Origin of the sequence: Variovorax beijingensis, assembly GCF_007828835.1 — a bacterium.
Taxonomy (GTDB): Bacteria; Pseudomonadota; Gammaproteobacteria; order Burkholderiales; family Burkholderiaceae_C; genus Variovorax; species Variovorax beijingensis_A.
Genome location: NZ_VIVL01000005.1, coordinates 235,409 through 261,198, shown reverse-complemented (window position 1 = coordinate 261,198; position 25,790 = coordinate 235,409). Strand labels below are relative to the sequence as shown.

The window sequence follows — 25,790 nt, the reverse complement described above, 5'->3', positions numbered from 1 at the left end:
GTTGCAAGCAAACACGCCGCCGGCGCGGCCGACGGCTCAGGCGCTCCGGCTGAACAGCCGGAACGGCGAGCTCAACAGACAGCCCAGCCAGAGAGGCACTCGATCCAATGGCGGGCGCCCTTGTGCATGGCCAAGGGCTTGTTGTCGGGCAGGGCCGTCGCGCCCGAGAACACCTCTGCGCCGGTCAGCCGCGATGTCTCGTAGCGCGTGAAGCTCTCCCAGTTGAGGCCCTTGCCCGTGTGCGCGTAGCGCTCGACGTCGGCGATGACGTCGAAGGATTGCACGATTGCATCGATGCGCTGCGACTCGACGGGGGTCAGTGGCGTGTCCCGCTTCGCGGTGTAGTAGATGCTGAAGCCCATGGGGCGATGCCTGCGTGCCGGGTGGGTCCGCGGCGAAGAGCGTTGGTCGGTGGATTCTGCCGCAGGGCCATGGCACGACTTCTACGGTGATCGAGCTCGGGCGCCGGATCCGCCCGACTTGTCGGGTGCCGGGCACGATGCAGACCAGTCAGGCCTCATACCCACCTGCGTACCCTGCTTTTGTAAGCCTCGTACTCTGCCCCAAACAGAGACGCCAACACACGTTCTTCCGGAATGATCTGGAACCGAGTGATGTAGAGCACGTACACGACAACCCACAGGACAGCGAGCGGATTCGCCAGAAACACTGCCCACGCCAACTGGGTCAGCAAGAGCCCGACATACATGGGGTTGCGCGTGTAGCGGTACACGCCTCGGATGACCAACGAGGACGCCAAGCTTGCCTTGACCGGGTTCACGGTGGTCTTGGCGCGCCGAAACGCAAGCATTCCGGCGATGCTGATGCCTTGGCCGACGCACACCAAAACGACGGCGCAGAGCACGCGGGCCGGATAGGGAATCTGCACAAGGCCCGCGAGGGCTGGTGTCAGCCACATAAGAAGCGCCAGGACAAGCGCCACGATCGGGGGAGGAACCTTCAGTTCAAGCACGCTCATATCACTCCATGAGGTCTAGCACCCGGCCGTGAACACAGCTGTGATTTCAGCCCAGTCCGAACGTCTTGCGCAGGCCCTTTTCGACCGGGCCAGCGGGTATGAAACGGCGCAACTTGGCCAGGAGGGACGCTTCGCCCTTGGGCGTGTGGCGCATCTTCCACGGACCAAGTGCCGCGCTGACCATCGTCGCCACAACGCCTTCAGGCGTGGGCGCCTTTTGCACGTTGTTCTGGAAGGCTTTGGTGACGATGGCAAGCTCTTTGCTGTAGTCCGGGATTCTGGCAGCAGTCTGAGGCGCGTTGAGATCAAGGTTGGTTTTGGTGAAGGAGGGTTCGACCAGCGACACGCGGATGCCGAATTGGCGTACTTCATGATCCAGTGACTCGGACAGCCCTTCAACAGCGTATTTGGAGGCCGCATACAAGGCCATGTACGGCGAACATAGAAAGCCCACCACCGAGCTGACATTGACGATACGACCGGAACGCTGCTGACGCATGTGCGGCAGCACGGCCTTGATCACGCGCAAGAGGCCGAAAAGGTTGGTTTCGAACAGCGTCTGGGCTTCGGCAATCGAGGTTTCTTCAGTCGCGCCCAGCAGGGTCACACCCGCATTGTTGACCAGCACATCGATGCGCTTGGCCTGCGCGATGATGGCCTGAATGCCTCGATCAACGGAAACATCGTCGCGGATGTCCATCTCAATGAGCGTGACGCCAGGTATGGCTTGGGCCTTTGCCGTGTTGCGCACGGTGCCGAAGACCCGGCAGCCTTGTTCGGCAAACTTTGTGGCGGCGGCGCACCCGATGCCTGACGACACGCCGGTGACGAGGACAACTTTGGAATTCGACATGGCAGTTCCGTTGTGTAGAGGCAGTGGAGTGAGGAGGATCAGTTGTGTAAGGAGGCAGGTCTGATCGGATTGCGTGCCATGACGATCCACGCTGCGCCGTCGATCATCACCGAACGCTCGCCGGGGAGGCCTGCGAAGACGGCACGAACCGCGGCCGAGGCGCGGGCGCGGATGTCGTCGGGCTGATCAGCGAGCGCGCGCGAAAGCGGGCCGACCTCGAGCGCCATCTTCACCGCGTCGTCGATCGCAGCGTCCCGCGTCCCGCCCTCGCCGAACGGGACGGAAGCATCGAAGGGCGCGATAGCGATATCGGTGAAGCCGGCTGCCGTCAGGATGCGCGCCACTCGTCCCTGGTCGCCGAACGAAAATGGGCCGGGCGCTTCGGGATCGGGCAGCGCGGTCAACGGGACGATGCTCTTGAGCGCGCCAATCGGCAGGCGCACCCAATCGTTCTCGGCCACGCCGCGCCAGCAGACGAAAGCGACCCGCCCGCCCGGCCGGAGCGCGCGTCGCAAGTGGGCGAACGCCCCTGTCGGATCGTCGAAGAACATCACCCCGAAACGCGAAAACAGGATGTCGAACGCGCCCTCGGGCAGCTCGGCGCTGCTGGCGTCGGCCACCCGGAACAGGGCCGGCGTATCCTGTGGCGCAAGCGCGCGCGCTCGGTCGATCAGCGCTTCGGATATGTCCACTCCCAGCACTTGGCCCCCCGGGCCAACGCGGGCGGCCAGAGCCAGACTCGACGCGCCCGCGCCGCAGCCGACGTCCAGCACGCGCTCGCCCGTCGCAGGCGCGACGGCTTCGATCGCGGCCTGGCCGAACACCGCCACCATGGCGTCGAGCCGGGCCTGGTTGGCGACCCAGCGCTCTCCGCTTTGGCCATTCCAGTCGGCGACCTGATAGGCATTTTTCTCTGTCATGCTATCTCCTAGTTCTGATTCGTTCTTAACTAGCTACCCTTTTATCGAGGCAGGGGGAAATGACGCTACTCGGCCCATGCCGCGATCCGTTTCGCGATCGCCTCGGGGGCCTCGATGTGCAGGAAGTGACCGACCCCGGGGATGACTTCCAGCGCGTGCGGAGCGGCGAACCGATGTCGGTCGTCGACCTGCTGGGGGAGGATGCAGCCGTCGTCGGCACCGTGAAGCTGCAACAGGGGCACCGCGATAGGCCGAGACAGGCGGCGCGTCGCTCCAAGCATGCCAGGGCGCAGCATCGCCCGGTAGTACTTGAGAGGCGCGGGCATGCTCGCCCGCAGGTGCTCGTGCAGCTCTGCCTGGAGAGCAGGAGCTAGCGAGAGGCCGGGCGACCACTGACGCCAGAGGTGGTCGATGAGGGCGAGATCGCGGGCGGCGGCCATCCAGCCGCTTCCCGGCAGTTGAAAGAGTCCCATGTACCAGCTCCGGCGTAGCTGAGCGGGGCGCGCAAGCTGGCGCATGAACGTGAGTGGATGAGGGATTGCGAGCGTGACCGCGCGTTCGATCCGCTCCGGCGCGGTGACGCAGGTATCGTAGGTGACCAGGGCGCCCCAGTCATGGCCAATCAACTCCACGGGCCGCCCCGGAGACCAGCGGTCGATCAGGGCGATCACGTCGCCGGTGAGGGCAGCGAAGTCGAACGGCCCCGCAGTCGGGGACGGGGCGTAACCGCGAAGCCAGGGGGAGACGACGTGACGCCCACGGCGACCGAGCTCGGCAAGGAAGGGCTTCGCCGTCGGCGGATGGTCCGGGAAGCCGTGCAAGACGATGGTCGGTTGGCCATCGGGATCACCCCCCTGCAACGCATGAAAGGTGCCGTGTGGCAGGTCGAAAGTGACGTGTTCGAACTCCATGTGTGGGGCTTCTCCAAGAGCGGTCGGACGAGAGATGCTGATGCTGGCTTCGGCGTTCCTGGTTTGGACAGGCGCGTGTCCTCAGGCGCCGGGTGTAATGCGGGGTCAGCCGGCCAGCCGGCTCTCCGTGACACCGGCCCGCAAGCTTTCAGAATCAAGCCCGCGGCAACCGGAGCAGGGAATCCATGCCCTCAAACCACCATCGATTGCTGGGCGAAGATTCCCGCCATCGCGCCCTGCGACGATGCCTGGGTGACCGAGGGCAAGAAGGGCGTGGTCAGGTCGCCGGCGGCGTAGATGCCGGGCATGCTGGTCTGGCGGCGCTCGTCGACCTTGAGGACGATACCGGTGGGCGTATCCACCGTGGCGAGGCCCAGTGATTCATGCAGGCTTGCGGACGGCTTGTTGCGCGGATGGGCGAACAGGACGTCGACCGCGACGTTGCGGCCGGTATCGAGATTGACTGTGGAGATATGGCCCTTGTGATGGGCGATCTCGACGATCCGGCCATCGATGACAGGCATGTTGCGGCGCGCCAGATCGGCCTGGATATCGGGCGGGATGTCGTGACCATCGGCGAAGACAGTCAACTTGTCGGTCCAATCGCGGAACAGCCTGGCCTGATTGTGCGATTGCGGGCCGGACCAGACGAGGCCCCAATGCCGGTCGGCGACTTCAAAGCCGTCGCAATAGGGGCAGGGCACGATGGACGTGCCCCAGCTTTCGGCAAAGCCTGGAACCTCAGGCATCTGGTCAGCAACGCCGTAGCTCAGGATCACGCGGCGCGCCCCGAGGCTTTCGTGATCGTCAGTGACGATGCAGAAATCGTCGATGGCGCCAGACACGCTCTCGGCCCGGGCATTGACCAGCCTGACCGTTGGATAGCGCGCCAGCTGCTGCCGCGCCTCGGCCAGGATGTTCAGCGGTGGCTTGTGATCGTGGCCGAGCAGGCCATGCGAGTGGCCGGCAAAGCGGTTGCGCGGCCGGCCGGTATCGAGAACGGTGACCTTGCGGCGGGCACGGCCGAGCTGCAGGGCGGCGGCGAGGCCGGCAAAGCTGCCGCCGATGATGATGACGTCATTCATGGTGATGGGCTCCGTGTGGGCTGGTTGATTATTGGACTATCTAGTACAGTAATGTAGATTCGATATAGTAAACTGTCAAGTCCACTAAATATGCCCATGGCCCGCTCCCCAGTTCCTGCTCCCAAGCCCCAACGCGGCCGGCCGCGCGATCCCGAGCGCGTGCGGCGTATCCTGGAAGCGGCGCAAAGGCACTTCAACGAGCATGGGCTGGAGCGTGCCAGCGTGGATGCCATTGCCGCGGAAGCCGGTGTGTCCAAGATGACCGTGTACAGCAACTTCGGCTCCAAGGAGGGGCTGTTCCAGGCGGTCGTGCGCGACAGGACGGCGCCGGTGGTGGATGGCGTCCCGGGCGCCGGGGCGCTGGACCCGAACCACCCTGAGGAGGCGCTGCTGGCGGTCGGCACCCGGTTTCTCGCACTGGCGCGCGGGGACGCCCTCGGCGCGTTGCGCGCTGTCTACGGCGTCGCGGGGGCGCAGCCGGAAGCCTGCCGTGCGTTCTACAAGGAAGGTCCGGAGCGTGCGAACGGCGAGCTGGCTGCATACCTGCGCCGTGCCGACGCGGCGGGCACGCTGAAGGTGCGGAACCCGCTTCAGGCAGCGGACCTGTTCCTGTCGATGTTCCTGGGCTCCGGGCACATCCGCGGGCTGCTGAAGCTCGATCTGCCGGATTCCCGGGAAAACAGGGCACTTCTACGCGAGGCCGTGCGGGTCTTCATGGCGGCCTACGGCGCGTAGGTACCCGATCTCTCGTGCGGCGCTTGGTTGGCTCGCACAACATGCCGATCCCGAATGTCGAGCCTGGTGTCATGACCTTCATCGTGTAGAAGCCGCCGAGGCAGATGCAGACAAAGGCGCCAGCCAGGCACAAGGCGAACGCGAGAACGATCAGTTAGTGGTTTGGCATCCGGAACCGAGTGGCGTCAATCGTCACGGTCCAGGGTATCGGCCGACGGCAAGTGGGAGACATGCAACTCTTCCCAGTGGCCTGTCGAATTTTCGATCAGCACGACCGAGGCGCAATCCGCCCGGATGCCGCCGAATGCATCCAGCCGCTTTTGCAACTCAGCAGCGGCTGCATCGGCCTCGGATGGGTTTCCATGGGCAACGGTCAGGTGCGGAACCACTCCTTGGTGCTCCCCGCCGTACGGCTGGAAATCTGGAAAGACATCCACGAGCGCCCTGGTCATCGCGATGAACGGCCCGGGCGGTTCCGGCGCGAGATACGCGGTCGCCGGGAAGCGCGCGACCCTGTCCAGCGAAAAGGAGAACGCAGCCACGCGATCCAACGCGCGTTGCGCCCGATCCAGTACGGCAGGCGTGATGTGCTGAGGGTCCATGAACGGCACAAGCACAGTGATGTGCGCTGGCACGCCCAGCTCCGTCGTCGCGTCGAAGCGCTGCCGAAGGTCGCCGACCCACGGCTCGGCCGAGGGCACTTTGACAGCAAACGCGGATATCGCCATGGGCCGCATGATATTCAACAGGCGGTGAGCCGAAAGGTCCGAGCGCGATGCGAATCAGCGCGGGATAGGCGGACCAGTACTGACGGCGGATGCCATGCATCGAGCAGCTCACTGTCGATTCGCAGGAGCCGCTTTCGATGATGAGTCATGAGCGCCACCAACTGGCCTCGTGTCCTGATGTTGAATCTTGCGAGTTCAGGCAAGAGTTCTTCAAATGAGGCCTCTGCATGGTCGTTTTTCCGCAAGCCAGTTCAGCTCCCCGCCCTCGACGCAAGGTCCTGGCCAATCATGAGTCGGTGTCCGTCAGGCGTCGCAACCGAGAACTCGCGCATGCCATGCGGCTTGTCTGCGGGCGCCTGCTTTATCAACGCGCCGCGCCGGACGAATTCTTCATGGAGCGCATCGACGTCATCCACATGCAGATAGCCGAAGTAGCTGTGGTCGCCCGTTGCAGACGGCAGCAGGGCGTCCGGACAATGGCCCATCATGATGCGCACATCTCCTCGCGAAAGAAGCTGCCATCCGGTCCCTTCCGGCCACTGCGTCTCGAAGCCCAGGGCGTCCCTGAAATAGGCGGTGTTTCGCTCGAGGTCCGGAACAGCGAGCACGAACGAAAACGGGCGCAGTTGGTTGGCATGTGACATCGGATTTCCTTTTGTGTAGCGGTCGACTCAGCAAATTGTGACGGGCTCGGAGCCCTCGGGGCACAATCGTCCCTGCCATGAGCACCATTGCCGAGCCGTCATCCTCTTCTTCGCATGCCGCGCAGAAAATCCGCGTGCTGATTGCCGACGACCAGGCACTGATCCGTCGCGGCATGGCCATGCTTTTGGACGCCGCGCCGGACATCGAGGTGCTCGGCCAGGCGGCCGATGGCGTGGAAGCCGTGGAGCTGGCACGCCGCCTGCTGCCAGACGTGGTGCTGATGGATCTGCACATGCCGCGCAAGGGCGGCGTGCTCGCGACGCGCGAGATCTCGGCTGCCTTACCGCACACGCGCGTGATGGTGCTGACCACCTTCGACCGCGACGACCTCGTCTTCGACGCGGTGCGCGCAGGCGCACAGGCCTACCTGCTCAAGGACGCTTCGGAAGAAGAGGTGCTGGACACCGTGCGGGCCGTGCATCGCGGCGAGTCGCGGCTGACACCGCAGATCGCGCGCAAGGTGATGGACCAGTTCCGGCTGCTGGCCGATCGCGTCGCGCAAGAGCCGCCCTCCCCGCCCGCGCCGGATCCGCGCGCCGCGGCACAGGCCGCCGCACCCGGCGATCCATCGCCGCCCGATTCGGCGACCGCGACCAAACCCCTGACCGAGCGCGAGGCCGCCGTGCTCGAACTGATTGCCAAGGGCTATGGCAATCGCCAGATCGCCACCGCGCTCAACCTGGCCGAGGGAACGGCAAAGAACCACGTGAGCCGGATCATGCAGAAGCTTCACGCGAACACCCGCACCGAACTGGCGGTGCTGGTGTTGAAGAAGTAAGCACCCGAAGCGCCTTCGGCGCCTCCCCCCAAGGGGGCACTGGAATGGGCAGCGGGGTGTCAGGCCGTGCGGCCTGCAGGCGACAGGCCGCCGGGCATCGCGAGATCAGGTGCTGCCGGCGAAGGCGCATGCGATGCGGCGGCATTGCTGGCGGTGTGCCGGGCCAGCATCGGCCGCAGCGCGACGATGGCCAGGAAGGCGGCGAACAGGTCGAGCGCTGCGACGGTGTAGAGCACGGTCGACCAGGTGCCGGTGGCTTCCATCATCAGGTTGCCGAGCGGCACGAACAGCGCGCCGACGCCCTTGGCGCAGTACAGCACGCCATAGATCTTGCCGATGTGCTTGGTGCCGAAAGCGTCGCCCGCGAGCGCCGAGAACAGCGAGTACACCTCGCCCCAGGCCAGGAAGACCACGCCCGACAGGATCAGGAAGGCCCACGGGTTGTGGCCGAAGTAGCCCAGCGCGATGATGCCGATGCCCTCCAGCGTGAAGGCGATCACCATCGTCTTCTCGCGGCCGATGTGGTCGGAGATCCAGCCGAACAGCGGGCGCGAGATGCCGTTCATCACACGGTCGAGCATCAGCGCGAGCGGCAGCGCGGCCATGGTGACGAAGTACAGGTCCACCTTGAAGTTCTTCACGCCCAGGTCCTGCGCGATCACACCCAGTTGCGCCACGGCCATCATGCCGCCGGTGACCACGCAGGAGAACATCAGGATCATCAGCCAGAACAGCGGCGTGCGAAGCGCCTCGCCCAGCGTGTAGTCGCGCCGGCTCTGCACGAGCTTGGTCGAGCCCCGCACTTCGTTGCCCTTGGGCGCGCGCAGGAACCAGGCCGCAATGAAAGCCAGCGAGCCCTGCAGCAGGCCGAAGAACAGGAAGGCCTGCTGAAAGCCGGAGCTCTCGATCATCGCGGCGATCGGCAGGATGGTGGCGGCCGAGCCGGCGCCGTAGCCGCCCGCCGTCAGGCCCACCGCCAGGCCGCGGCGGTCGGGGAACCACTTGAGCGCGTTGTTGATGCAGGTGGCGTAGATCGAACCCACGCCGATGCCGCCGATGGCCGCGCCGATGTAGAAGCCCATCAGCGTCGTGGCCTGCGAGTTGACGACCCAGGCCGCGCCGATGAACAGCGCACCGAAAGCCACGATCAGGCGCGGACCGAACTTGTCGATGAAATAGCCCTCGATCGGCGCGAGCCAGGTCTGCACCAGCACGAAGATGGTGAAGGCAATCTGGATCGATGCGCGCTCCCAGCCGAACTTGCCCTGGATCTCCGGCACGAACAAGGTCCATGCGTACTGGATGTTGGCCGTGGCAATCATGCAGACGATGCCGACGGCCAGTTGCAGCCAGCGGTTGTCGAACAGGCGCGGCGGCGCGCCGGATGCGGCCTGCGTCAGGGAAGCGGGGTTCATTCGTTGGGTCTCCATTCGTTGTCGCGCCGATCGCGTCGCGGCACGTTGAGGTTGGGATTCAGTCGCGCTGCGGGCACGGATCGCGATGGGTGCAACTGTTGCCGCAAACCGCCGCCGGCGCGCCTGCCGGAAGTCACGCGGCGGATCGAGACAAACCCCGAGGACTCCGGGGAAGTACCCATGCCGAAAGTCACGGCCACCGGCTGCGAGAATCCGCAGCCAATGAACCTCGCACGCCGCATCGACCCACGGCGCTCCATGGCTGCCGCGATCGGCTGGCTGCTGATTGCGCTCACCCTGTGCCTGGCGCTCGTGGCCAACCTGTGGCTGCGCAGCTTCGTGCGGGCGACGCTGCTCGAACAGCACGGCCAGCGCCTGGAAGCCGCGGCCGAGCACGTCAATGCCGAACTCGACACCGCGCTGCTGCTGCGGCTGCAGGCCGTCAGCGTGGTGGCGGCCATGCTGTCGGAGGATGTGCAGCACAGCGAGGGCGCGCGCCTGAAGCGCTCGCTCGAGGCGGTGCGCCGCGGCGTGCCCGACCTGATCTGGCTGGCGGTGACGGATGCCGACGGCTTCATCGTCGCCGCCACCGACGAGCAGGTGGTCGGCCAGAACGTCAATCAGCACGCGTGGATCTCGCAGGGCCTGGACGCCGCATGGATCGAGGAAGGCCGCTCGCCGCAGGAGCGCTTCCTGAAGCTCACTGCGCCGGTGCGCAACGCGGACGGCGCAATCATCGGTGTCGTCGCCGCGAACCTGCGCTGGAACTGGGTGCAGAAGATGATGGGCGAGATCCGCGCCTCGCCGGGCGAATGGCTGCTGATCGACCGCGACGGCATCGTGCGCCACGGGCCGGGCGCGCTTCTGGGGCAGCGCTGGCAGGATGCCGGCGATCCGATCACGCCCTTCGATCCCGTGGTCGCAGGCCTGGGGAACGACGGATCCGATCTGCCCACGCGCATCCGCACAAGGCGGCTGCTGGACAACCGGCCCTACCTGATCGCGACCCCGCCCAATGCGCGTGACGGCACGCTGCGCCGCCTCGGCTGGCAAGCCGTGGTGATCCAGCCGGTCGAATCGGTCGCGGCGTTTGCGACTGCCATCGAATGGCGCATCTCGATCGTGCTGAGCCTGCTGGGCCTGGCCGCCGCGGTGGCGGGCATCGTCATGGCGCGCCGCCTCACGCGCCGTGTGAGCGTGATCGCCCATTCCGCGGACGCGGTGCTGGCCGGCAGCGCCACGCGCATCGAGGTGCCGCAAGGCGTCGACGAAGCCGCGCGGCTGGGCAGCGCGCTCGACCGCCTGCTGGACACGCTGCGGCGCGAACGCGACGAGTTGCGCCGGCTCAATGCCGAGCTGGACGAACGCGTGCGCCAGCGCACCGAGGAGATCAATCGGCTCGCGCAGGAATCGCGCGATGCCGCGGTGGTGCGCGAGCGCCTTCGGCTGGCGCGCGGGCTGCACGACACGCTGGCGCATTCCATGATGGCGATGCTCACCGAGATCCGCGTGCTCAAGCACCTGGCATCGAACCGGCCCGATGCGCTGCCGGACGAGCTGGTCCGGGCCGAACGGGCGGCGCGCGACGGGCTGGACGAAGCGCGCCGCGCGATCGACCAGCTGCGCAGCAACCCGGTGCGCGACATCGGGCTGGGGGCCGCGCTGGCCGAGCTGGCCAAGAACCTGAGCGAACGCTCCGGCATCGAGCTCGACTGCCGGATCGACCCTGCGTTGTCCGCGCTCGCAGCCGAGCCGGCGGAAACCGTGTTCCACATGTGCGAGGAAGTGCTGCGCAACGTCGAACGGCACGCGGGCGCGGCACGGCTGCTGATCCGCCTGCAGCGCATGGCTGCGAGCGACAGCATCGAACTGGAGATCGCGGACGACGGCATCGGCTTCGAGCCGAGTGCAGGTGCCGCGGGGCACTACGGGCTCGTGGGACTGCGGGAGCAGGCTGAAGCGATCGGCGCCCATCTGCGCATCGACAGCCGCGGCGGCGAAGGCACCCGCGTGTCGCTGCGATGGACGCAGGCGGGCTCAGCGTAAGACCGCGATCCGCAACCGCTGCGCCGGGCACCGTCCACGCCCGCATCCAGATTCAATGCAGGCAACGCCTGGCAAGCGATTGCTGCTTCTTCATTTCTTTCAAGTGCCGCAGGCATCGAAGCGTGTTGCATGCACATTGAAGACTCGCGCTTCAATGGCAATGGAAAGATCGGCGCGATTCTTAATTGCCTATCAAGGTGCCATCGCGCGACGGCATCCGCATTCGCGCATCAATCCCGAGTGCTATAAACGTACGGCACCATGAAAGTGCCGCATGCGAATCGGTATATTTACATGTTGAAATTCATATCACTCCCGGACCTGACATGACCTCAAAAAGCAAACTGCTGCTCGGCGCCGCATTCCTGGCGGGTTGGATGAGCACGGCCTCGGCCCAGGACGCCGATCCGACGAACATGGTTCGCGGCGGCCTGCAAGCGATCCAATTGGTGGACCAGGGCAAGATCGGCGAACTCTGGGACGGCTCGGGCCCCGCCACCAAAAAGCGGGTCGCACGTCCCGAGTTCGTTCGCCAGGTCGAGGCATCGCGGTCGCCACTCGGCGCGGCGCAGCAGCGCACCTGGGTCTCGGTCAATCGCCAGTTGGTTGCAAACGACGATCCCGATGTGGCCGGCCAATACATCAACGTCGAATACGAAACCCGCTTTGCCAACGCGAGCAACCGGGTGGTGCGCGAGATGACGAGTTTTCGCCTCGACGCCAGCGGCACGTGGCGCCTGAGCGGCTACGTGCTGCGTTAAGCCGCTCCCGCCAAGCCGTTCCCTTCGATGCGCCGCGGTTCTCGCGGCGCATCTGCCTCGCGAACACCCCATGGCGGCAGGTGTTCGCAACAGCAATTTCCCCCTCCCCGCTCGACGGGCTGCGCACCGTCTCCTGAGCACGCGCCGCAGCCATCCGCAGCAGCTCGCGCCGCCGCGCCAATTCGGTGCCGGCCAATTTGGGGCACTCCAATTCGGTGCACTACCGTCGCAAAGCAATTGATATAAATTTTCAATTCGCCACTACGGAAATCCGTGGCAGTAAATCTAATTCTTAAGAACTTAGTGTTACTATTTTCATCGAAAAGGCAATAGAAATTTCTATCGATATCCACCGGAGATGCATGCTAGGTATTTTCAGAAATAATCAATTTACATTACTAATCATAGGTCAGGCTCGATAAAGATCCTTTATTGCTGCGGTGCCGCAATGACGTTAATGCACCACACGCCAGTTGCATTCCTCTGCAATCTCTTAAGATCCGCCCAAAAAATGTTTCCGTTTAATTGCAATTGAACAAAAAGTTTTGCAATTATTTCTAAAGGCTATGGCACCTGCCATCCGTGGATCTCGCTTGCCGTGGAGCAAGGCTTCTGGCGTCTTGAACAATCGAGGAGAAATGCATGAATAAGTCGTACCGCAGCATCTGGAATGAGGCATTGGGCGCCTGGGTGGCGGCCTCCGAGCTCGCATCGGCACGGGGCAAAAAGGGTTCTTCGCGGGCACTGGCGAGCGGCCCGGATGCCGAGCCGTCGCGGCCGGCGGGCACCTCGAAGGTCTACGGCAAGTTCGCCAGGATCGTGGCGGCGCTGGCGGCGATGGGCGGGATGGGGTGGGCCTCGTCGGTCCAGGCGCAGGCGCTCTGTACCGCGGCTCCGTACTACTCCTACAACCTCAGCTCGACCTGTGCAGGTCAGCAGTCCCAAGCGACTTTCGGCGGAGCCACTGCAATAGGCTTCAACGCGTTCAGCGGAGGCACAAATGCCACGAGTCTCGGCATCAACGCCATTGCCTCTGCGACCAATGCCATTTACGTGGGCGCGCGCACAGCCGCTGGGACAGGTGCATTGGCCGAGAGCGCCATTGCAATCGGCACAGACGTGAATTCCAGCGGGCTCCGGGCCACTGCGGTTGGATTCCAAGCCTTGGCCACCGGCGCATCAGCCACCGCCCTTGGGGCAACCGCTCAGGCGGTCGGGGACAGCACCGTTGCGATCGGCCAGGGGGCCGGCGCGGCCTCGTCGAGCGCCAATACGGGTTCGGTCGCAGTGGGTATTGCCTCGGGACAATTTGTCTCCGGCGCGCAGAACACCGCCATGGGCGGGGGCATTGCGAGCGTGATGCGGGGCGCGGGCTCGGGCGTCACGGGGACGCGCAACGTCGCCTTCGGTTCGGGCGATGGCACGGTCGCCTACGATGGCACCTTGAAGGCTTCGGCAGGCAGTCTGGTCAGCGGCAACGACAATATCGCCATCGGCACCAACGCAGGCATCGGCGTCGCGGCCAGCGCGACGACGTCAATCGGCTTGGACGCGAATGCGACTGCGACATCTGCAGTCGCGGTAGGTACCGGCACGGTCGCTAGCAACATCAATGCAGTCGCGCTGGGAGCTGCCGCCACTGCCACCGGAGCTGGCGCCAGCGCGTTGGGCACCTTCGCCAATGCCTCGGGAGGGAACTCCACAGCGGTCGGTGTCAGTTCCACGGCCGGCGCCGCTTTTGCGTTTGCCGGAGGATGGGGGAGCAAGGCGCTTGGACTGCGCACCGTCGCGCTAGGCAATGAGGCACAGGCGACCAGCGACGCAGCCACAGCCCTCGGGAACACCGCCCGGGCGGTAGGGAACAGTTCGCTTGCGCTCGGAGCGGAAGCGCTCGCTGCCGGTACCAGCACGGTTGCTGTCGGCCAGGGTGCCGGTGCGGGCTCGACGGTCGCCAATACGGGTTCGGTCGCAGTGGGCATTGCCGCCGGAACGCTGGTCAGCGGCGCGCAGAACACCGCCATGGGCGGGGGCATTGCGAGCGTGATGCGGGGCGCGGGTTCGGGCGTCACGGGAGCGCGCAACGTCGCCTTCGGTTCGGGCGACGGCACGGTTGCCTACGACGCCACCTTGGACGCCTCGGCAGGCAATCTGGTCAGCGGCAACGACAATGTCGCCATCGGCACCAACGCAGGTATCGGCGTCGCGGGCAATGCGACCACGTCGATCGGCTTGAGCGCGAATGCGGGCGCGGACAACGCAATCGCCCTCGGTTCGCGGGCAACGGCATCGGCAGCAAATACCCTTGCTCAGGGCACCGGCACCAGTGCTGGCGGTCCGAACGCCATCGCGATCGGCTTCCAGGCGATTGCATCCAAGATCAACTCCATCAATCTTGGCGCGCGCACGGCTCCAGGAGCGGGCGCGCTGGGAGAGAGTGCCATCGCGATTGGCACGGACGTGACGGCCTCACAGGATCGGGCTGTCGCACTGGGAATCGGAAGCCGGGCAACCGGCCTGGATGCGCTGGCGGCAGGTACCCGCACCAATGCGGCTGCCGACTACGCGACGGCGCTCGGTTCGGGCGGGACCACGGCAGCGACGGCCGTGCGCGCCACCGGCATCGGCGCGGTGGCGATGGGCGGCAATGCCACCGCGGGCGCCCTTGCGTCGGGCGCCAATGCCATCGCCATGGGCGGTGAATCCGTCGCTGATGCCGATGACGCGGTCGCGATCGGCCACGGCGCCAGGGCCACGGGCGGTCGCGCGGTTTCGATCGGCTCGGGCAACGTCGCCAACGGCAACGGCGCGGTCGCCATCGGCGACCCCAACACCGCCACCGGCAACGGTGCGATCGCCTCGGGCCTGGACAACACCGCCACCGGCGACGGTTCCGTGGCCATGGGCAATACCAACATGGTGGGCGGCGGCGGGCAGGCGGTCAGCACGCCGGGCACGGCAGCACAGGGCGCGGTCGGCATCGGCTACCGCAACACGGTGGTGGGCCAGGGCAGTGTCGCGATCGGCAGCACCAGCAGCGCGCTGGCGGCGGGTGCGGTGGCCTTCGGCGACACGGCAGTGGCCAACAATGCAGACGACGTGGCGCTGGGCTCGGGTTCGGTGACGGCGGCTGCGGTCGGCACGGCCAGCACCACCATCGGTGGCACGACCTACAACTTCCAGGGCACCACGCCGACGAGCACCGTGAGCGTGGGCAGCGTCGGCAACGAGCGCACCATCACCAACGTGGCCGCGGGGCGGATCTCGGCGACATCGACGGATGCCATCAACGGCTCGCAACTCTATGCCACCAACCAGGCGGTGCAAGCCATCGCGGCCAGCACGCCCACCCACTACTACAGCGTGAACGACGGCGGTGTGCAGCAGGCGAACTACACCAACAACGGTGCGACCGGCGCCAATTCGCTGGCGAGCGGCGTGGCAGCCTCTGCCTCGGGCGATCAGTCCGTTGCGCAGGGCTTCGGGGCGAGCGCGTCGGCCGGCGATGCGATTGCGATCGGCACCGGCACCAAGGCTTCGGCCGTCAGCAGCACCGCGATCGGCGTCAACGCCACGGCATCGGGGGCCAGCGGCTCCACGGCGCTGGGCGCCTTCTCCACCGCCAGCGCCACCAACAGCCTGGCAGTCGGCGAGTTCGCCAACGCGTCCGGCGAGGCTGCGGCGGCCATCGGCCCGGGCGCGACCGCCGCCGCGGTGCGCGCCACGGCGGTCGGCAACGGCGCGCAGGCGCTCGCAGCTTCGGCCCTGGCGCTCGGCGACACGGCCGTGGCCAACAATGCAGGCGACGTGGCACTGGGCTCGGGCTCGGTGACGGCCGCTGCCGTCGGCACGGCCAGCACCGTGATCAACGGCACGACCTACAACTTCCAGGGCACCACGCCGGCCTCGACGGTGAGCGTGGGCGCTCCAGGCGCCGAGCGCACCATCACCAACGTCGCGGCCGGCCGGATCTCCGGCACCTCGACCGATGCGATCAACGGCAGCCAGCTGTTCGCCACCAACTCGGCGATCGATGCCGTGGCCGTCACCGCCGGCAAGGGCTGGAACGTGACCACGGCCCAGACCGGCACCGGCACCGCGACCGGCACCAGCGTGCAGAACATCGCACCGGGCGCCACCGCCACCTACACGGCCGGCAACAACATCGCCATCACGCAGAACGGCGCCGAGGTGCAGATCGCCACCAGCGCAACGCCCAGCTTCACCAGCGTGACCACCGGCGGCACGGTGATGAACAACAACGGCCTCACGATCACGGGCGGCCCGAGCGTGACGATCACCGGCATCAATGCCGGCAACACGGTCATCACCAACGTGGCGACCGGCGTGGCACCCACCGATGCGGTCAACGTGGACCAGCTGAACGACACGGTGGCGGCCAACAAGACCAAGTACTACAGCGTGAACGACAACGGGGTGGCCGGCGGCAACGTCAACAACGACGGGGCGCAGGGCATCAACTCCATTGCCGCGGGCGTGGGCGCCAGCACCACCGCGGCGGCCACCGGCAGCGTGGCCATGGGCACCAACGCCGCGGTCAGCACGGTCAACGGGGTGGCACTGGGCTCTGGCGCGAACGCGAGCGCCAACGCGGGCGACGTGGCGCTGGGCGCGGGTTCCACCACGAGCAAGGTGGCCGGCACGGCCAGCACCGTGATCAACGGCACGACCTACAACTTCCAGGGCACCACGCCGGCCTCGACGGTGAGCGTGGGCGCTCCGGGTGCCGAGCGCACCATCACCAACGTGGCGGCGGGACGGATCTCCCAGACCTCGACCGACGCCATCAACGGCAGCCAGCTGTTCGCCACCAACTCGGCGATCGATGCCGTGGCCGTCACCGCCGGCAAGGGCTGGAACGTGACCACGGCGCAAACCGGCACCGGCACCGTGACCGGCACCAGCGTGCAGAACATCGCCCCGGGCGCCACCGCCACCTACACGGCGGGCAACAACATCGCCATCACGCAGAATGGCGCCGAGGTGCAGATCGCCACCAGCGCAACGCCCACCTTCACCAGCGTGACCACCGGCGGCACGGTGCTGAACAACAACGGCCTCACGATCACGGGCGGCCCGAGCGTGACGATCACCGGCATCAATGCCGGCAACACGGTCATCACCAACGTGGCCCCCGGCGTGGCACCCACCGACGCGGTGAACGTGAGCCAGCTGAACACCCAGATAGACGGAGCCAAGATCCGCTACTACAGCGTGAACGACGGCGGCACGAAGCAGGGGAACTATGCGAACGACGGCGCCACGGGCCTCAATGCCCTGGCGGCCGGCGTGAACGCTTCGGCGGCCGGTGCCAGCGGCGTGGCAATGGGCAACGGCTCGCGCGCCAGCGCCGCGGATACCGTGGCGATCGGCAGCGGCGCGACGGCCGATTCGGCAGAGGCGGTGGCCATCGGCAAGGGAGCGACGGCCACGGGCGGCAAGGCCATCTCGATCGGTTCGGGCAACACGGCCTACGGCAACGGCGCCGTGGTGATCGGCGATCCGAGCTACGCGAGCGGCACCGGTGCCTTTACCGGCGGTGCCAACAACACCGCCAACAGCGACGGTACGGCCTCGGCCACCGCAGCCAACCAGGCCAACGGTGCGGTCGCGATCGGCAATGCCAACAAGGCGATCGGCCAGGGCTCGGTGGCACTGGGCAATGGCTCCACCGCCGGTGCGGTGGGCAAGGCGGGCAGCGTGGCCATCGGCGATGCTGCTGCGGCGACGGCCAATGCGGGCGACGTGGCGCTGGGCTCCGGCTCGACCACGGCCACGGCCGTCGGCACGGCCAGCGCCGTGATCAACGGTACGACCTACAACTTCCAGGGCACCACGCCCGCGAGCACCGTGAGCGTGGGCAGCGTGGGCGCCGAGCGCACGATCACCAACGTCGCGGCCGGCCGGATCTCCGGCACCTCGACCGATGCGATCAACGGCTCGCAGCTGTTCGCCACCAACCAGTCGATCGAGGACCTCAGCAGCACGGTCACGACCAACAAGACCAAGTACTACAGCGTCAACTCCACCGGCGGCACCAACGAGGACAACACTGGCGCCAGCGGGGCCGACGCCATCGCGTCGGGCAAGAACGCGGCGGCGAGCGGCACGTCGGCCGTGGCCATCGGCCTCGGCGCCACGGCGTCGGACGCCAACAGCGTGGCGCTGGGTTCCGGCTCGACGACGGCCGCGGCCGTGGGCACGGCCAGCGCGGTGATCGGCGGCACCACCTACAACTTCGCGGGCACCACGCCGGCGAGCACGGTGAGCGTGGGCAGCGTGGGTGCGGAGCGCACCATCACCAACGTGGCGGCGGGCCGGCTTTCCAACACCTCGACCGATGCCATCAACGGTTCGCAGCTCTTTGCCACCAACCAGCAGGTGACGGCGAACACCACGCAGATCACCAACCTCGGCAACACGATCGGCGACATCAACAACGGCGGAGGCATCAAGTACTTCCACGCCACCTCGACGCTGCCCGACTCGCAGGCGCTGGGCACGGACTCGGTCGCGATCGGCCCGAATGCGGTCGCCAACAACGCGAACGACGTGGCGCTGGGCGCCGGCTCCACCACGGTGGCCGCGGTGGGCACGGCCAGCACGGTGATCAACGGCACGACCTACGGCTTCGCGGGCACCACGCCGGCAAGCACAGTCAGCGTCGGTGCGGTGGGCGCGGAGCGCACCATCACCAACGTGGCGGCGGGCCGGATCTCGGGCAGCTCGACCGATGCGATCAACGGCTCGCAGCTGTTCGCCACCAACCAGTCGATCGAGAACCTCAGCACCACGGTCACGGCCAACAAGACCCGGTACTACAGCGTCAACTCGACCGGTGGCGGCAACGAGGACAACCTGGGTGCCACGGGGGCCGATGCGATCGCATCGGGCAAGGATGCGAGCGCCACGGTCGCGGGCTCGGTGGCCATCGGCGCGGGCGCGGTCTCTGACCGCTTCGTGGCGCCCTCCACCGGCAGCATCCCGGCGGGCAGCTCGCTGATCAGCTACAACACCACCGACCGCACGCTGCTGGGCGCCCTGTCGGTCGGCAGCGCCACCAGCTACCGCCAGATCACCAACGTGGCCGACGGCACGCAGGCGCAGGACGCGGTCACGGTGCGCCAGCTCTCGGGTGCGCTGATGTCGTTCGCGGTCACGCCGACGCTGTACTTCCACGCCAACTCGAGCGCGGCGGACTCGCTGGCCATCGGCGCGGAGTCGGTGGCGGTGGGCCCGCAGACGGTGGTCAACGGCAACAACGGCATCGGCATCGGCAACGGCGCGGTGGTGCAGCAGACCGCGCCGGGCGGCGTGGCGATCGGCCAGGGCGCGACCTCGCACATGGCCGACTCCATCGCGCTGGGTACGCAGTCGTCGGCCGCGGCTGTGCAAGGCGTGGCGCTGGGCGCGGGCAGCAGCGTGACGCAGGCCGGCGGCGTGGCGCTGGGCGCGGGCTCGGTGGCCTCCACCGCCGCGGGCGTGGCCGGCTACGTGCCGCCCACGGCCACCGAGGCGCAGCGCATCGCCATCGGCGCCACCACCAGCACGCTGGCGGCGGTGTCGGTGGGCGATGCGGCCAACGGCCAGTTCCGCCAGATCACCGGCGTGGCCGCGGGCTCGGCCGACAGCGATGCGGTCAACGTCTCGCAGCTGCGCGGCGTGCAAGGCCAGGTGGCGGTGATCGACCAGTCGACGGTCAAGTACGACATCAACCCGGATGGCTCGATCAACTACAACAGCGTGTCGATGGGCGGCAGCAACGCGACCGGTCCGGTCACGGTGCACAACGTGGCGCCCGGCGTCGCGGGCACCGATGCGGTCAACGTGAACCAGCTCAACAGCGGCATCGCAGGGGCCAACGCCTACACCGATGCGCGCGTCAACGCGCTGGGCGGCGAGATCCGCAGCATCGCCAAGGATGCCAGCGCGGGCGCGGCCGGCGCGATGGCGATGGCCAACATGCCGCAGGCCTACATCCCGGGCAAGAGCATGGTGTCCGCGGGCGTGGCGGGCTTCGATGGCCAGGCCGCCCTCGCCATCGGCGTGTCGAAGCTCTCGGACAACGGCCGCTGGGTCGTGAAGTTCAGCGGCTCGGCCAACTCGCGCGGCAAGGTCGGCGTGGCAGCCGGTGCGGGCTTCCACTGGTAAGCCGGCCGCATCAAAAGAGGAACACAACATCATGACAACGCAATTCCATCGCTTCACGGCCATTGCAGCAAGCGCCGCGGCACTGCTGGTGCTGCAGGGCTGCAGCTCCTACGTGAGCCGGGGCATCACCGACGACGGCAAGGCCACGGAGGTGATCTTCCCGAACATCGACAACGATGCATGGCTCAAGGAAGGCACCTTCCCCAACCTGGACAACCTGCGCGCCGTGGCGCCCGGCGTCACGAAGGACCAGCTGTACGACCTGCTCGGCCGTCCGCACTTCAGCGAAGGCATGGCGGGCCCGCGCGAGTGGGACTACATCTTCCACTTCCGCAAGGCCGGCGGCGGCGTGACCACCTGCCAGTACAAGGCGATCTTCGACAAGGACTACAAGGCGCAGACCTTCCACTGGCTGCCGGCCGGCTGCGGCGACGTGCTGGCCGTGCGTGCGCTGCCGACGGCCGAACGCCCAGCCGCCGCGAGCCCGGCGGCACCGCGCCGGACCACGCTGGGTGCCGATGGCCTGTTCCGCTTCGACGGGAGCTCGCTGGCCGACCTGATGCCGGAGGGGCGCCGCAAGCTCGACGTCCTGGCCGCCGACATCAAGGCGACGGATGCCGTCAAGGTCATCGGCCACACCGACCGGCTCGGCAGCCAAGCCTACAACAATGCGCTCTCGCTGGCGCGCGCCAACACCGTGCGCAGCTACCTCGCACAGGCCGGCGTGCCGGCGCAGAGGATCCAGGTCGAGGGCCGGGGCGAATCGGAGCCGAAGGTGCAATGCGCCCAGGCCCGGCGTGCGGACCTGATCGCCTGCCTGGCGCCGAACCGCCGCGTCGAGATCGAGGTGTCGGGCGAGCGTTGAGCCCGGCAGCGCTGCGCCAGGCGCGCCCGCCCCTGTTGCCACAGGGGCCTTCCGTTTGATGAGCATCAACCTGCCCGGGTCTTGCCGCGCCTAGATTCTTGAAACCCAGGGACGGCCGGATCCGGGCAACAAGCAAAAACCGGCGATGGAGACTCGGATGCCCCTGCGGTTTTTGCTAAGGCTGCAATCCGCCCCTCTTCCCCCTTGCGTTCCACGGTGACGGCGGGCCTGCGCAGCGGCCGGGCGCCTGTGCCCGCGCGGACCGAAGCCATTTCGCCCCGGCGACGGTAGCCGCCGCCGGTGTCGCACGCGGGCCACTCACCACTTTGTGGGAGGACTGCGCAGGGCCCCTCGCCGCACAATCGCTCCGGCATCAATTGTGTCCAATTGTGATTCGGAACACATCCACGGCTCGAAACCCGGTGTCAAACGGCATGTGGCTCCGTAGCATTCCCTGAAGACCGCTTGCGAAGCGGCTCACAACAATGGTCCAACGATTCAGGGTTTTGCCAAATGCAGAGAACGTGGTGTCACGCAGGCGATGGAACGGTCGCACTGCCACGCATGGAAAACAGGCGCTTCGGGCCGCGATGGCGCGCAGCGCTCGCGCATTTCCTGCCTGCGCGGCCTCGCGATGCCGCGCCGGTGGCACCGGAGAGCCACCGCGGCGCCCTGCCCGACCGGGTCTGCGCGCTCTTCTTCATCGCCAACTTCGCGCAGCTGGTCGAGGCCGACGGGCCGGAGGTCGCCGCCAGCGTGAGCCGCGAGATCCAGCGCCGGATCCGCGCGAGCTCGCCGGCTTCGGCCGCGGCCGATCTGAGCTGCCTGCGCGACGACTGCTTCCTGCTGCGGACCCCGGGCATGCGCACCGGCGGCTCCGCAGCCGCCGAACCGTCCGATGCCGCACAGCTCGAGGCATTGCTGGCAAGGCTCGGCACCGAGCCGCTGAAGGTGCAGGGCATGACGGCGCTGCCGCGCCTGCATGCGGACTGGATCGCGATGCGCGCATCGAGGCGCATGGACGCCGCGGAGATCGAGCTCGCGCTGTGGGCCGCGCAGGAGCGGCTCGCGCCGGATGTGGTGGTCGATTGCGTCGATCGCGTGTACGACGTGCATGTCGAGAGAAAGGCCGGAAGGCTCTGGCTGCGGGGCCAGGCCCTGCACGAGACCGAAGAACGAAACCGCATCGAGGCGCTGTTCCGGCTGCTCCAGGCGGACTGCAAATGAGGTGACCGACATCACTTTCGCCATGTACCTCCACCCCCTCATCGCCAGCGTGCCGCCCGCCGACCGGGCCGCCTTGATCCGCAGCAGCGAACTGCGCTCCTACCGGCGCAACGAGACCGTGCTTCCGGCGGACACATGGACCGATCGCATCTACTGCGTGGCCACGGGCCTGCTGCGGGCCGTCGACCGGGACGTGACGACCGACTTCATCCGCCGGGGCGACTTCTTCCTCGGCCCCTCGCTGAGCGAGAACAGCTACCAGGCCACCTCGACGCTGGTCGCGGCACTGCCCTCCTCGGTCTACCTGATGCCGATCACCGCGATCCGCGGGTTGTGTTCGATCTATCCGGAAGTGACCATCGGCCTGCTCGAGATCGCGATGAAGCGCGTCACCATGATCCGCGGCCAGCTGCGCCGGATCTCGTCGCTGTCGGCCGAGAATCTCGTCGGCCGCGTGCTCCACGAGCTGACCCAGCTGGCGCCTGCGGGCAGCGGCGGCTACGACAAGCGCATCACCCAGGCGGTCATCGCATCGTATTCGGGGCTCTCGCGCGAGGTGGTCAACAAGACCATGCGCGACCTGGAAAGCCGCGGCCTGGTCCGCCGCGACGAGAACGGCATTCACATCCCGCCGAACTTCGCCTCGACGGACTTCGGCAGCCTGCTGCCGGATGCGCCGGCCACCGTGGGCCACGAGGCCCATCCGATGTTCGAGCCCGAACTGTTCACCACGCCGGAAGGCATGGGGGACGCCGAGCCGAAGGCGCCCTGACTCCGGCGGTCCGATCAAGGCGCGGGCACCTGGTCGCCCTCGCCTCCTGCGCTCCTGTGCGCCGTGATCGCGAAGCTGACCGCCCGCTTCGAAGCCAGTTGCGCCCGGCCGCACCGGCTACAGCGATAGAACCGCAGCCAGGGCAGCAACTTCATCCACCCGCGCCGATGGATGCGCTCCAGGTGCGCAAGCCCGCATCCGCAATTCAAGAGGAGCCCGCGGGCGGCATGCCCCGGATCGCCGTGTTGCAGTTGGCACTTGTCGTTCATGCGGGCCATCGTGCCGAGACGGCTGCATCTCGCGCGGCCGGCTGTGATCTCCCTCACCTGCCGCAGCAAAAAAAGAAGGCTCGCCGGCCTCCAGCGCACACCTCAGGTCTCGTCGCCACGCACGCCGAGCTGCTTCGCGAGCCGGGAAAGATAGGGCTGCGTCACGCGCAGCCGCTCCGCCGCCCGGGTCTGGTGGCCGCCGGATCTTTCAAGGGCGCGCTGGACGATCAGCCGCCTGGCCGCGGTGACCGCATCGCTGTAAGGCAGGGCGAACAGGTCCTCGATCTCCGTCACCGCCATGGCTGCCGGCGCCACCGGGCCGCCCATGAACTCCTCGGGCAAGTCGCACAGGTCCACCGTCTCGCCGGCCAGCAGCGCGCAGCGCTCCATCACGTTCGACAGCTCGCGCACGTTGCCGGGCCAGGGATAGCGCTCCAGGGCCTGCATGACGTCGTGTGCGAGCCGGGGCGGCGGGCGCGCCGACTCGGCGGCATGCTTGGCCAGCAGCCACTCGGCCAGCGGCAGCACGTCGCCCTGGCGCTCTCGCAACGGAGGAATCCTGATGCTGATCACCTTGAGCCGGTAGTAGAGGTCTTCGCGGAAGGCGCCGGCGCGGATGGCCGCGGCCAAGTCGATGTGCGTGGCGGCAATCACGCGGATGTCCGCGCGATGCGTCCGGTCGCTGCCCAGCCGCTCGTACTCCTTTTCCTGCAGCAGCCGCAGCAGCTTGGCCTGCAGCGCCGTCGGCAGCTCGCCGATTTCATCCAGGAACAGGGTGCCGCCGCGCGCGGCTTCGACGCGGCCCGGGCGCGACCGGTCGGCCCCGGTGAACGCGCCTTTCTCGTGTCCGAACAGCTCGCTCTCGAGCAGCTCGCCCTTCAGCACCGCGCAGTTCACCGCCACGAAAGGCTGTTCGCTGCGCGTGCTGCGAAGATGCAGGGCCCGCGCCACGACCTCCTTGCCGGTGCCGGTTTCCCCCAGCAGCAGCACCGTGGCATGGCTGGGCGCCACGCGGTCGACGGTATCCGCGACGCGGGCCATGCCGGGATCCGTGCCGCGTACCCACAGGTGCTTGTTGCCGAGCTCCCTGCGCAAGGTGTGGACGTGGCTCTTCAGCCGGCTGGTCTCGAGCGCGCGCCGCACGACGAGCTGGATGGTCGCCGCATCGAAGGGCTTGGCGATGAAGTCGTAGGCGCCGGCGCGCATGGCCCGCACCGCGTTCGTCAGTTCGCCATGCGCCGTGATCACGACGACCGGCGGCGGGGCCGCCAGCGACTGGAGGCTCTCGAGCACCGAGAAGCCGTCCATGCGCGGCATCTCCAGGTCCAGCAGCATCAGGTCCGCCCTGTCGGCGGCCCGCAGTGCTTCGGCCCCGTCCAGCACGTGCTCCACCTCGTGCCCGAGTTCGCGCAGCCGATCGCACAGGATGCGGCCGATGCCGGGGTCGTCGTCCGCGATGAGGATGTGGCTCGCCGGCGAACCCTTGGCGCCGCCGCTCATGCCGCACCCGCGAGCGGCAAGGTCAGGGCGAAGGTACTGCCCTGGCCCAGGGATGTCTGCAGCGCGATGTCCCCGCCGTGCAGCCGCGCGAGGTTCTTGGCGATCGCGAGCCCGAGGCCGGTGCCGGGCGCGCCGCCGCCCGACTGCCCGCGGTAGAAGCGCTCGAACAGGTGCGGCACGTCTTCCGCCGGCACGCCGGGCCCGTGGTCCTCGACCAGGACACGCCATCCGTCGGGCACGGATTCGGCATGCACGCGCACGCTGGAGTCCGGCCGGCTGAACTTGATGGCGTTGTCCAGCAGGTTGATCAGGATCTGCTTGAGCTTGTCGGGGTCGGCCGGCACGCACAGCGACGGCTCGGCACTCGCCATCTCGAGCCTGACGCCCTTCTGCTGCGCGGCCGGACGCAGCAGCATGAACACCTCGTCCAGCAGCGGGTACAGCGCGACCGGCGTGCGCTGCAACTGGATGTGGCCGGACTGCAGGCGCCCCCATTCGAGCAGCTCGTTCACCACCCGGATGAGCCGGCGGCTGTCGCCTTCGATCATCTGCACGTACTCCTGCTGCGCCTGCGTCAGGCCGCCCGCGAGCCCGTCGCGCAGGTTCTGCGCCGAGCCCAGGATGCCGGTCAGCGGCGTGCGCAGCTCGTGCGACACGTTGGACAGCACGGCCGAGCGCAGCTTGTCGAGTTCGAGCAGCTCGAGATTGGCCGCGGCCAGCCGGACGTTGGCGTCGCGCAGCTCCGCGGTGCGCGCATCGACCTGCGCCGCCAGGCTGTCGTTCTGCTGTTCGATCAGCAACTGCTTGCCGCGCAGTTCCTGGGTCAGGACCATCAGCCGGTGCTGCCCGTGGATCAGGTCGTCGGTGCGCTTGTGGTTGGCCAGGCCCTGCCAGACGACCACCCCCAGCACCATCGCCGCCAGCAGCTTCTGCGGCCAGCCGGAGGGCACCAGCACCAGCGACAGGACCAGCACCACCAGCGCGAAGCTCCAGCCGTTGGACTGCCACGCGTGGCACTGCCTCAGCTGCAGCGTGCACACGCTGCAGCGCCCGTAGGGCTGCGTCTGCACGT

Annotated in this window: 19 protein-coding genes; 8 read left to right on the top strand and 11 right to left on the bottom strand. The window is 67.4% G+C overall.

The features are described 5' to 3' along the window. Window positions 1–71: 71 nt before the first annotated feature. The 6 genes from FB547_RS17305 to FB547_RS17280 form a co-directional block, all read right to left on the bottom strand. Entirely contained in the window at window positions 72–362 is a 291-nt protein-coding gene (locus tag FB547_RS17305; protein WP_145744286.1) for a hypothetical protein, read from the bottom strand. A gap of 155 nt (window positions 363–517) precedes the next feature. Then, complete coding sequence (locus tag FB547_RS17300) at window positions 518–979, bottom strand: methyltransferase family protein (protein WP_145744284.1); 462 nt, start codon at window positions 977–979, stop codon at window positions 518–520. A 46-nt stretch (window positions 980–1,025) separates the two neighbouring features. Continuing rightward, window positions 1,026–1,832, bottom strand: a complete 807-nt coding sequence (locus FB547_RS17295) for an oxidoreductase (RefSeq protein WP_145744282.1) — start codon at window positions 1,830–1,832, stop codon at window positions 1,026–1,028. Between the two features lie 38 nt (window positions 1,833–1,870). Then, window positions 1,871–2,752: a class I SAM-dependent methyltransferase gene (locus FB547_RS17290; RefSeq protein ID WP_007830951.1), complete on the bottom strand. Its 882-nt coding sequence runs from the start codon at window positions 2,750–2,752 to the stop codon at window positions 1,871–1,873. A gap of 65 nt (window positions 2,753–2,817) precedes the next feature. Then, on the bottom strand, window positions 2,818–3,663 hold the full coding sequence (locus FB547_RS17285) for an alpha/beta fold hydrolase (protein ID WP_145744280.1): 846 nt from the start codon (window positions 3,661–3,663) through the stop codon (window positions 2,818–2,820). 191 nt (window positions 3,664–3,854) lie between these two features. Next, window positions 3,855–4,748 (bottom strand): NAD(P)/FAD-dependent oxidoreductase, encoded by an 894-nt coding sequence (locus FB547_RS17280; protein ID WP_145744278.1) that lies wholly within the window; start codon window positions 4,746–4,748, stop codon window positions 3,855–3,857. Window positions 4,749–4,844: 96 nt separating this feature from the next. On the opposite strand from FB547_RS17280, the gene FB547_RS17275 reads away from it, so the two are divergent. Beyond that, window positions 4,845–5,483 carry a TetR/AcrR family transcriptional regulator gene (locus tag FB547_RS17275; RefSeq protein WP_145744276.1) on the top strand — a complete coding sequence of 213 codons (639 nt, stop codon included), beginning with the start codon at window positions 4,845–4,847 and terminating at the stop codon, window positions 5,481–5,483. Window positions 5,484–5,668: 185 nt separating this feature from the next. Here FB547_RS17275 and FB547_RS17270 read toward each other — a convergent pair whose 3' ends face one another. Together FB547_RS17270 and FB547_RS17265 are read right to left on the bottom strand one after the other, a co-directional pair. Then, a complete protein-coding gene (locus FB547_RS17270) occupies window positions 5,669–6,211 on the bottom strand; it encodes a 2'-5' RNA ligase family protein (protein WP_145744273.1) in 543 nt (180 codons plus the stop codon). 251 nt (window positions 6,212–6,462) lie between these two features. After that, window positions 6,463–6,855, bottom strand: a complete 393-nt coding sequence (locus FB547_RS17265) for a VOC family protein (protein WP_145744271.1) — start codon at window positions 6,853–6,855, stop codon at window positions 6,463–6,465. Window positions 6,856–6,932: 77 nt separating this feature from the next. Between FB547_RS17265 and FB547_RS17260 the strand changes: the two genes are divergently transcribed. Continuing rightward, on the top strand, window positions 6,933–7,694 hold the full coding sequence (locus FB547_RS17260; protein WP_145744269.1) for a response regulator transcription factor: 762 nt from the start codon (window positions 6,933–6,935) through the stop codon (window positions 7,692–7,694). Between the two features lie 59 nt (window positions 7,695–7,753). Here the strand turns inward: FB547_RS17260 and oxlT are convergent, their stop codons facing one another. Continuing rightward, window positions 7,754–9,109 carry an oxalate/formate MFS antiporter gene (gene oxlT, locus FB547_RS17255; protein ID WP_145744266.1) on the bottom strand — a complete coding sequence of 452 codons (1,356 nt, stop codon included), beginning with the start codon at window positions 9,107–9,109 and terminating at the stop codon, window positions 7,754–7,756. A gap of 180 nt (window positions 9,110–9,289) precedes the next feature. Here oxlT and FB547_RS17250 point away from each other — a divergent pair, with 180 nt between their 5' ends. From FB547_RS17250 to FB547_RS17225, 6 genes are all read left to right on the top strand, one after another. After that, window positions 9,290–11,155: a histidine kinase gene (locus tag FB547_RS17250; RefSeq protein WP_145744264.1), complete on the top strand. Its 1,866-nt coding sequence runs from the start codon at window positions 9,290–9,292 to the stop codon at window positions 11,153–11,155. A gap of 326 nt (window positions 11,156–11,481) precedes the next feature. Then, window positions 11,482–11,916, top strand: a complete 435-nt coding sequence (locus FB547_RS17245) for a DUF4019 domain-containing protein (RefSeq protein ID WP_145744262.1) — start codon at window positions 11,482–11,484, stop codon at window positions 11,914–11,916. 642 nt (window positions 11,917–12,558) lie between these two features. Continuing rightward, window positions 12,559–20,085 carry an ESPR-type extended signal peptide-containing protein gene (locus tag FB547_RS17240; RefSeq protein WP_145744260.1) on the top strand — a complete coding sequence of 2,509 codons (7,527 nt, stop codon included), beginning with the start codon at window positions 12,559–12,561 and terminating at the stop codon, window positions 20,083–20,085. Window positions 20,086–20,116: 31 nt separating this feature from the next. Beyond that, window positions 20,117–20,950: an OmpA family protein gene (locus FB547_RS17235; RefSeq protein ID WP_145744258.1), complete on the top strand. Its 834-nt coding sequence runs from the start codon at window positions 20,117–20,119 to the stop codon at window positions 20,948–20,950. Window positions 20,951–21,514: 564 nt separating this feature from the next. Next, window positions 21,515–22,177: a hypothetical protein gene (locus FB547_RS17230; protein WP_145744256.1), complete on the top strand. Its 663-nt coding sequence runs from the start codon at window positions 21,515–21,517 to the stop codon at window positions 22,175–22,177. A 22-nt stretch (window positions 22,178–22,199) separates the two neighbouring features. After that, entirely contained in the window at window positions 22,200–22,949 is a 750-nt protein-coding gene (locus tag FB547_RS17225) for a Crp/Fnr family transcriptional regulator (RefSeq protein ID WP_145744569.1), read from the top strand. 371 nt (window positions 22,950–23,320) lie between these two features. Here the strand turns inward: FB547_RS17225 and FB547_RS17220 are convergent, their stop codons facing one another. Together FB547_RS17220 and FB547_RS17215 are read right to left on the bottom strand one after the other, a co-directional pair. Beyond that, window positions 23,321–24,718 (bottom strand): sigma-54-dependent transcriptional regulator, encoded by a 1,398-nt coding sequence (locus FB547_RS17220; RefSeq protein ID WP_145744254.1) that lies wholly within the window; start codon window positions 24,716–24,718, stop codon window positions 23,321–23,323. Continuing rightward, window positions 24,715–25,788: a sensor histidine kinase gene (locus FB547_RS17215; protein ID WP_145744252.1), complete on the bottom strand. Its 1,074-nt coding sequence runs from the start codon at window positions 25,786–25,788 to the stop codon at window positions 24,715–24,717. Before FB547_RS17215 ends, FB547_RS17220 begins: the two co-directional genes overlap by 4 nt. Window positions 25,789–25,790: the final 2 nt, after the last annotated feature.

Bases quoted from the DNA above. Each gene is read 5' to 3' on its own strand.
- FB547_RS17260 (WP_145744269.1), top strand. From the start codon at position 6,933: ATGAGCACCATTGCCGAGCCGTCATCCTCTTCTTCGCATGCCGCGCAG.
- FB547_RS17230 (WP_145744256.1), top strand. From the start codon at position 21,515: ATGGAAAACAGGCGCTTCGGGCCGCGATGGCGCGCAGCGCTCGCGCAT.
- FB547_RS17305 (WP_145744286.1), bottom strand. From the start codon at position 362: ATGGGCTTCAGCATCTACTACACCGCGAAGCGGGACACGCCACTGACC.
- FB547_RS17285 (WP_145744280.1), bottom strand. From the start codon at position 3,663: ATGGAGTTCGAACACGTCACTTTCGACCTGCCACACGGCACCTTTCAT.
- FB547_RS17280 (WP_145744278.1), bottom strand. From the start codon at position 4,748: ATGAATGACGTCATCATCATCGGCGGCAGCTTTGCCGGCCTCGCCGCC.
- FB547_RS17240 (WP_145744260.1), top strand. From the start codon at position 12,559: ATGAATAAGTCGTACCGCAGCATCTGGAATGAGGCATTGGGCGCCTGG.
- FB547_RS17250 (WP_145744264.1), top strand. From the start codon at position 9,290: ATGCCGAAAGTCACGGCCACCGGCTGCGAGAATCCGCAGCCAATGAAC.
- FB547_RS17295 (WP_145744282.1), bottom strand. From the start codon at position 1,832: ATGTCGAATTCCAAAGTTGTCCTCGTCACCGGCGTGTCGTCAGGCATC.
- FB547_RS17275 (WP_145744276.1), top strand. From the start codon at position 4,845: ATGGCCCGCTCCCCAGTTCCTGCTCCCAAGCCCCAACGCGGCCGGCCG.
- FB547_RS17300 (WP_145744284.1), bottom strand. From the start codon at position 979: ATGAGCGTGCTTGAACTGAAGGTTCCTCCCCCGATCGTGGCGCTTGTC.
- FB547_RS17270 (WP_145744273.1), bottom strand. From the start codon at position 6,211: ATGGCGATATCCGCGTTTGCTGTCAAAGTGCCCTCGGCCGAGCCGTGG.
- FB547_RS17290 (WP_007830951.1), bottom strand. From the start codon at position 2,752: ATGACAGAGAAAAATGCCTATCAGGTCGCCGACTGGAATGGCCAAAGC.
- FB547_RS17245 (WP_145744262.1), top strand. From the start codon at position 11,482: ATGACCTCAAAAAGCAAACTGCTGCTCGGCGCCGCATTCCTGGCGGGT.
- FB547_RS17235 (WP_145744258.1), top strand. From the start codon at position 20,117: ATGACAACGCAATTCCATCGCTTCACGGCCATTGCAGCAAGCGCCGCG.
- oxlT (WP_145744266.1), bottom strand. From the start codon at position 9,109: ATGAACCCCGCTTCCCTGACGCAGGCCGCATCCGGCGCGCCGCCGCGC.
- FB547_RS17225 (WP_145744569.1), top strand. From the start codon at position 22,200: ATGTACCTCCACCCCCTCATCGCCAGCGTGCCGCCCGCCGACCGGGCC.
- FB547_RS17265 (WP_145744271.1), bottom strand. From the start codon at position 6,855: ATGTCACATGCCAACCAACTGCGCCCGTTTTCGTTCGTGCTCGCTGTT.
- FB547_RS17220 (WP_145744254.1), bottom strand. From the start codon at position 24,718: ATGAGCGGCGGCGCCAAGGGTTCGCCGGCGAGCCACATCCTCATCGCG.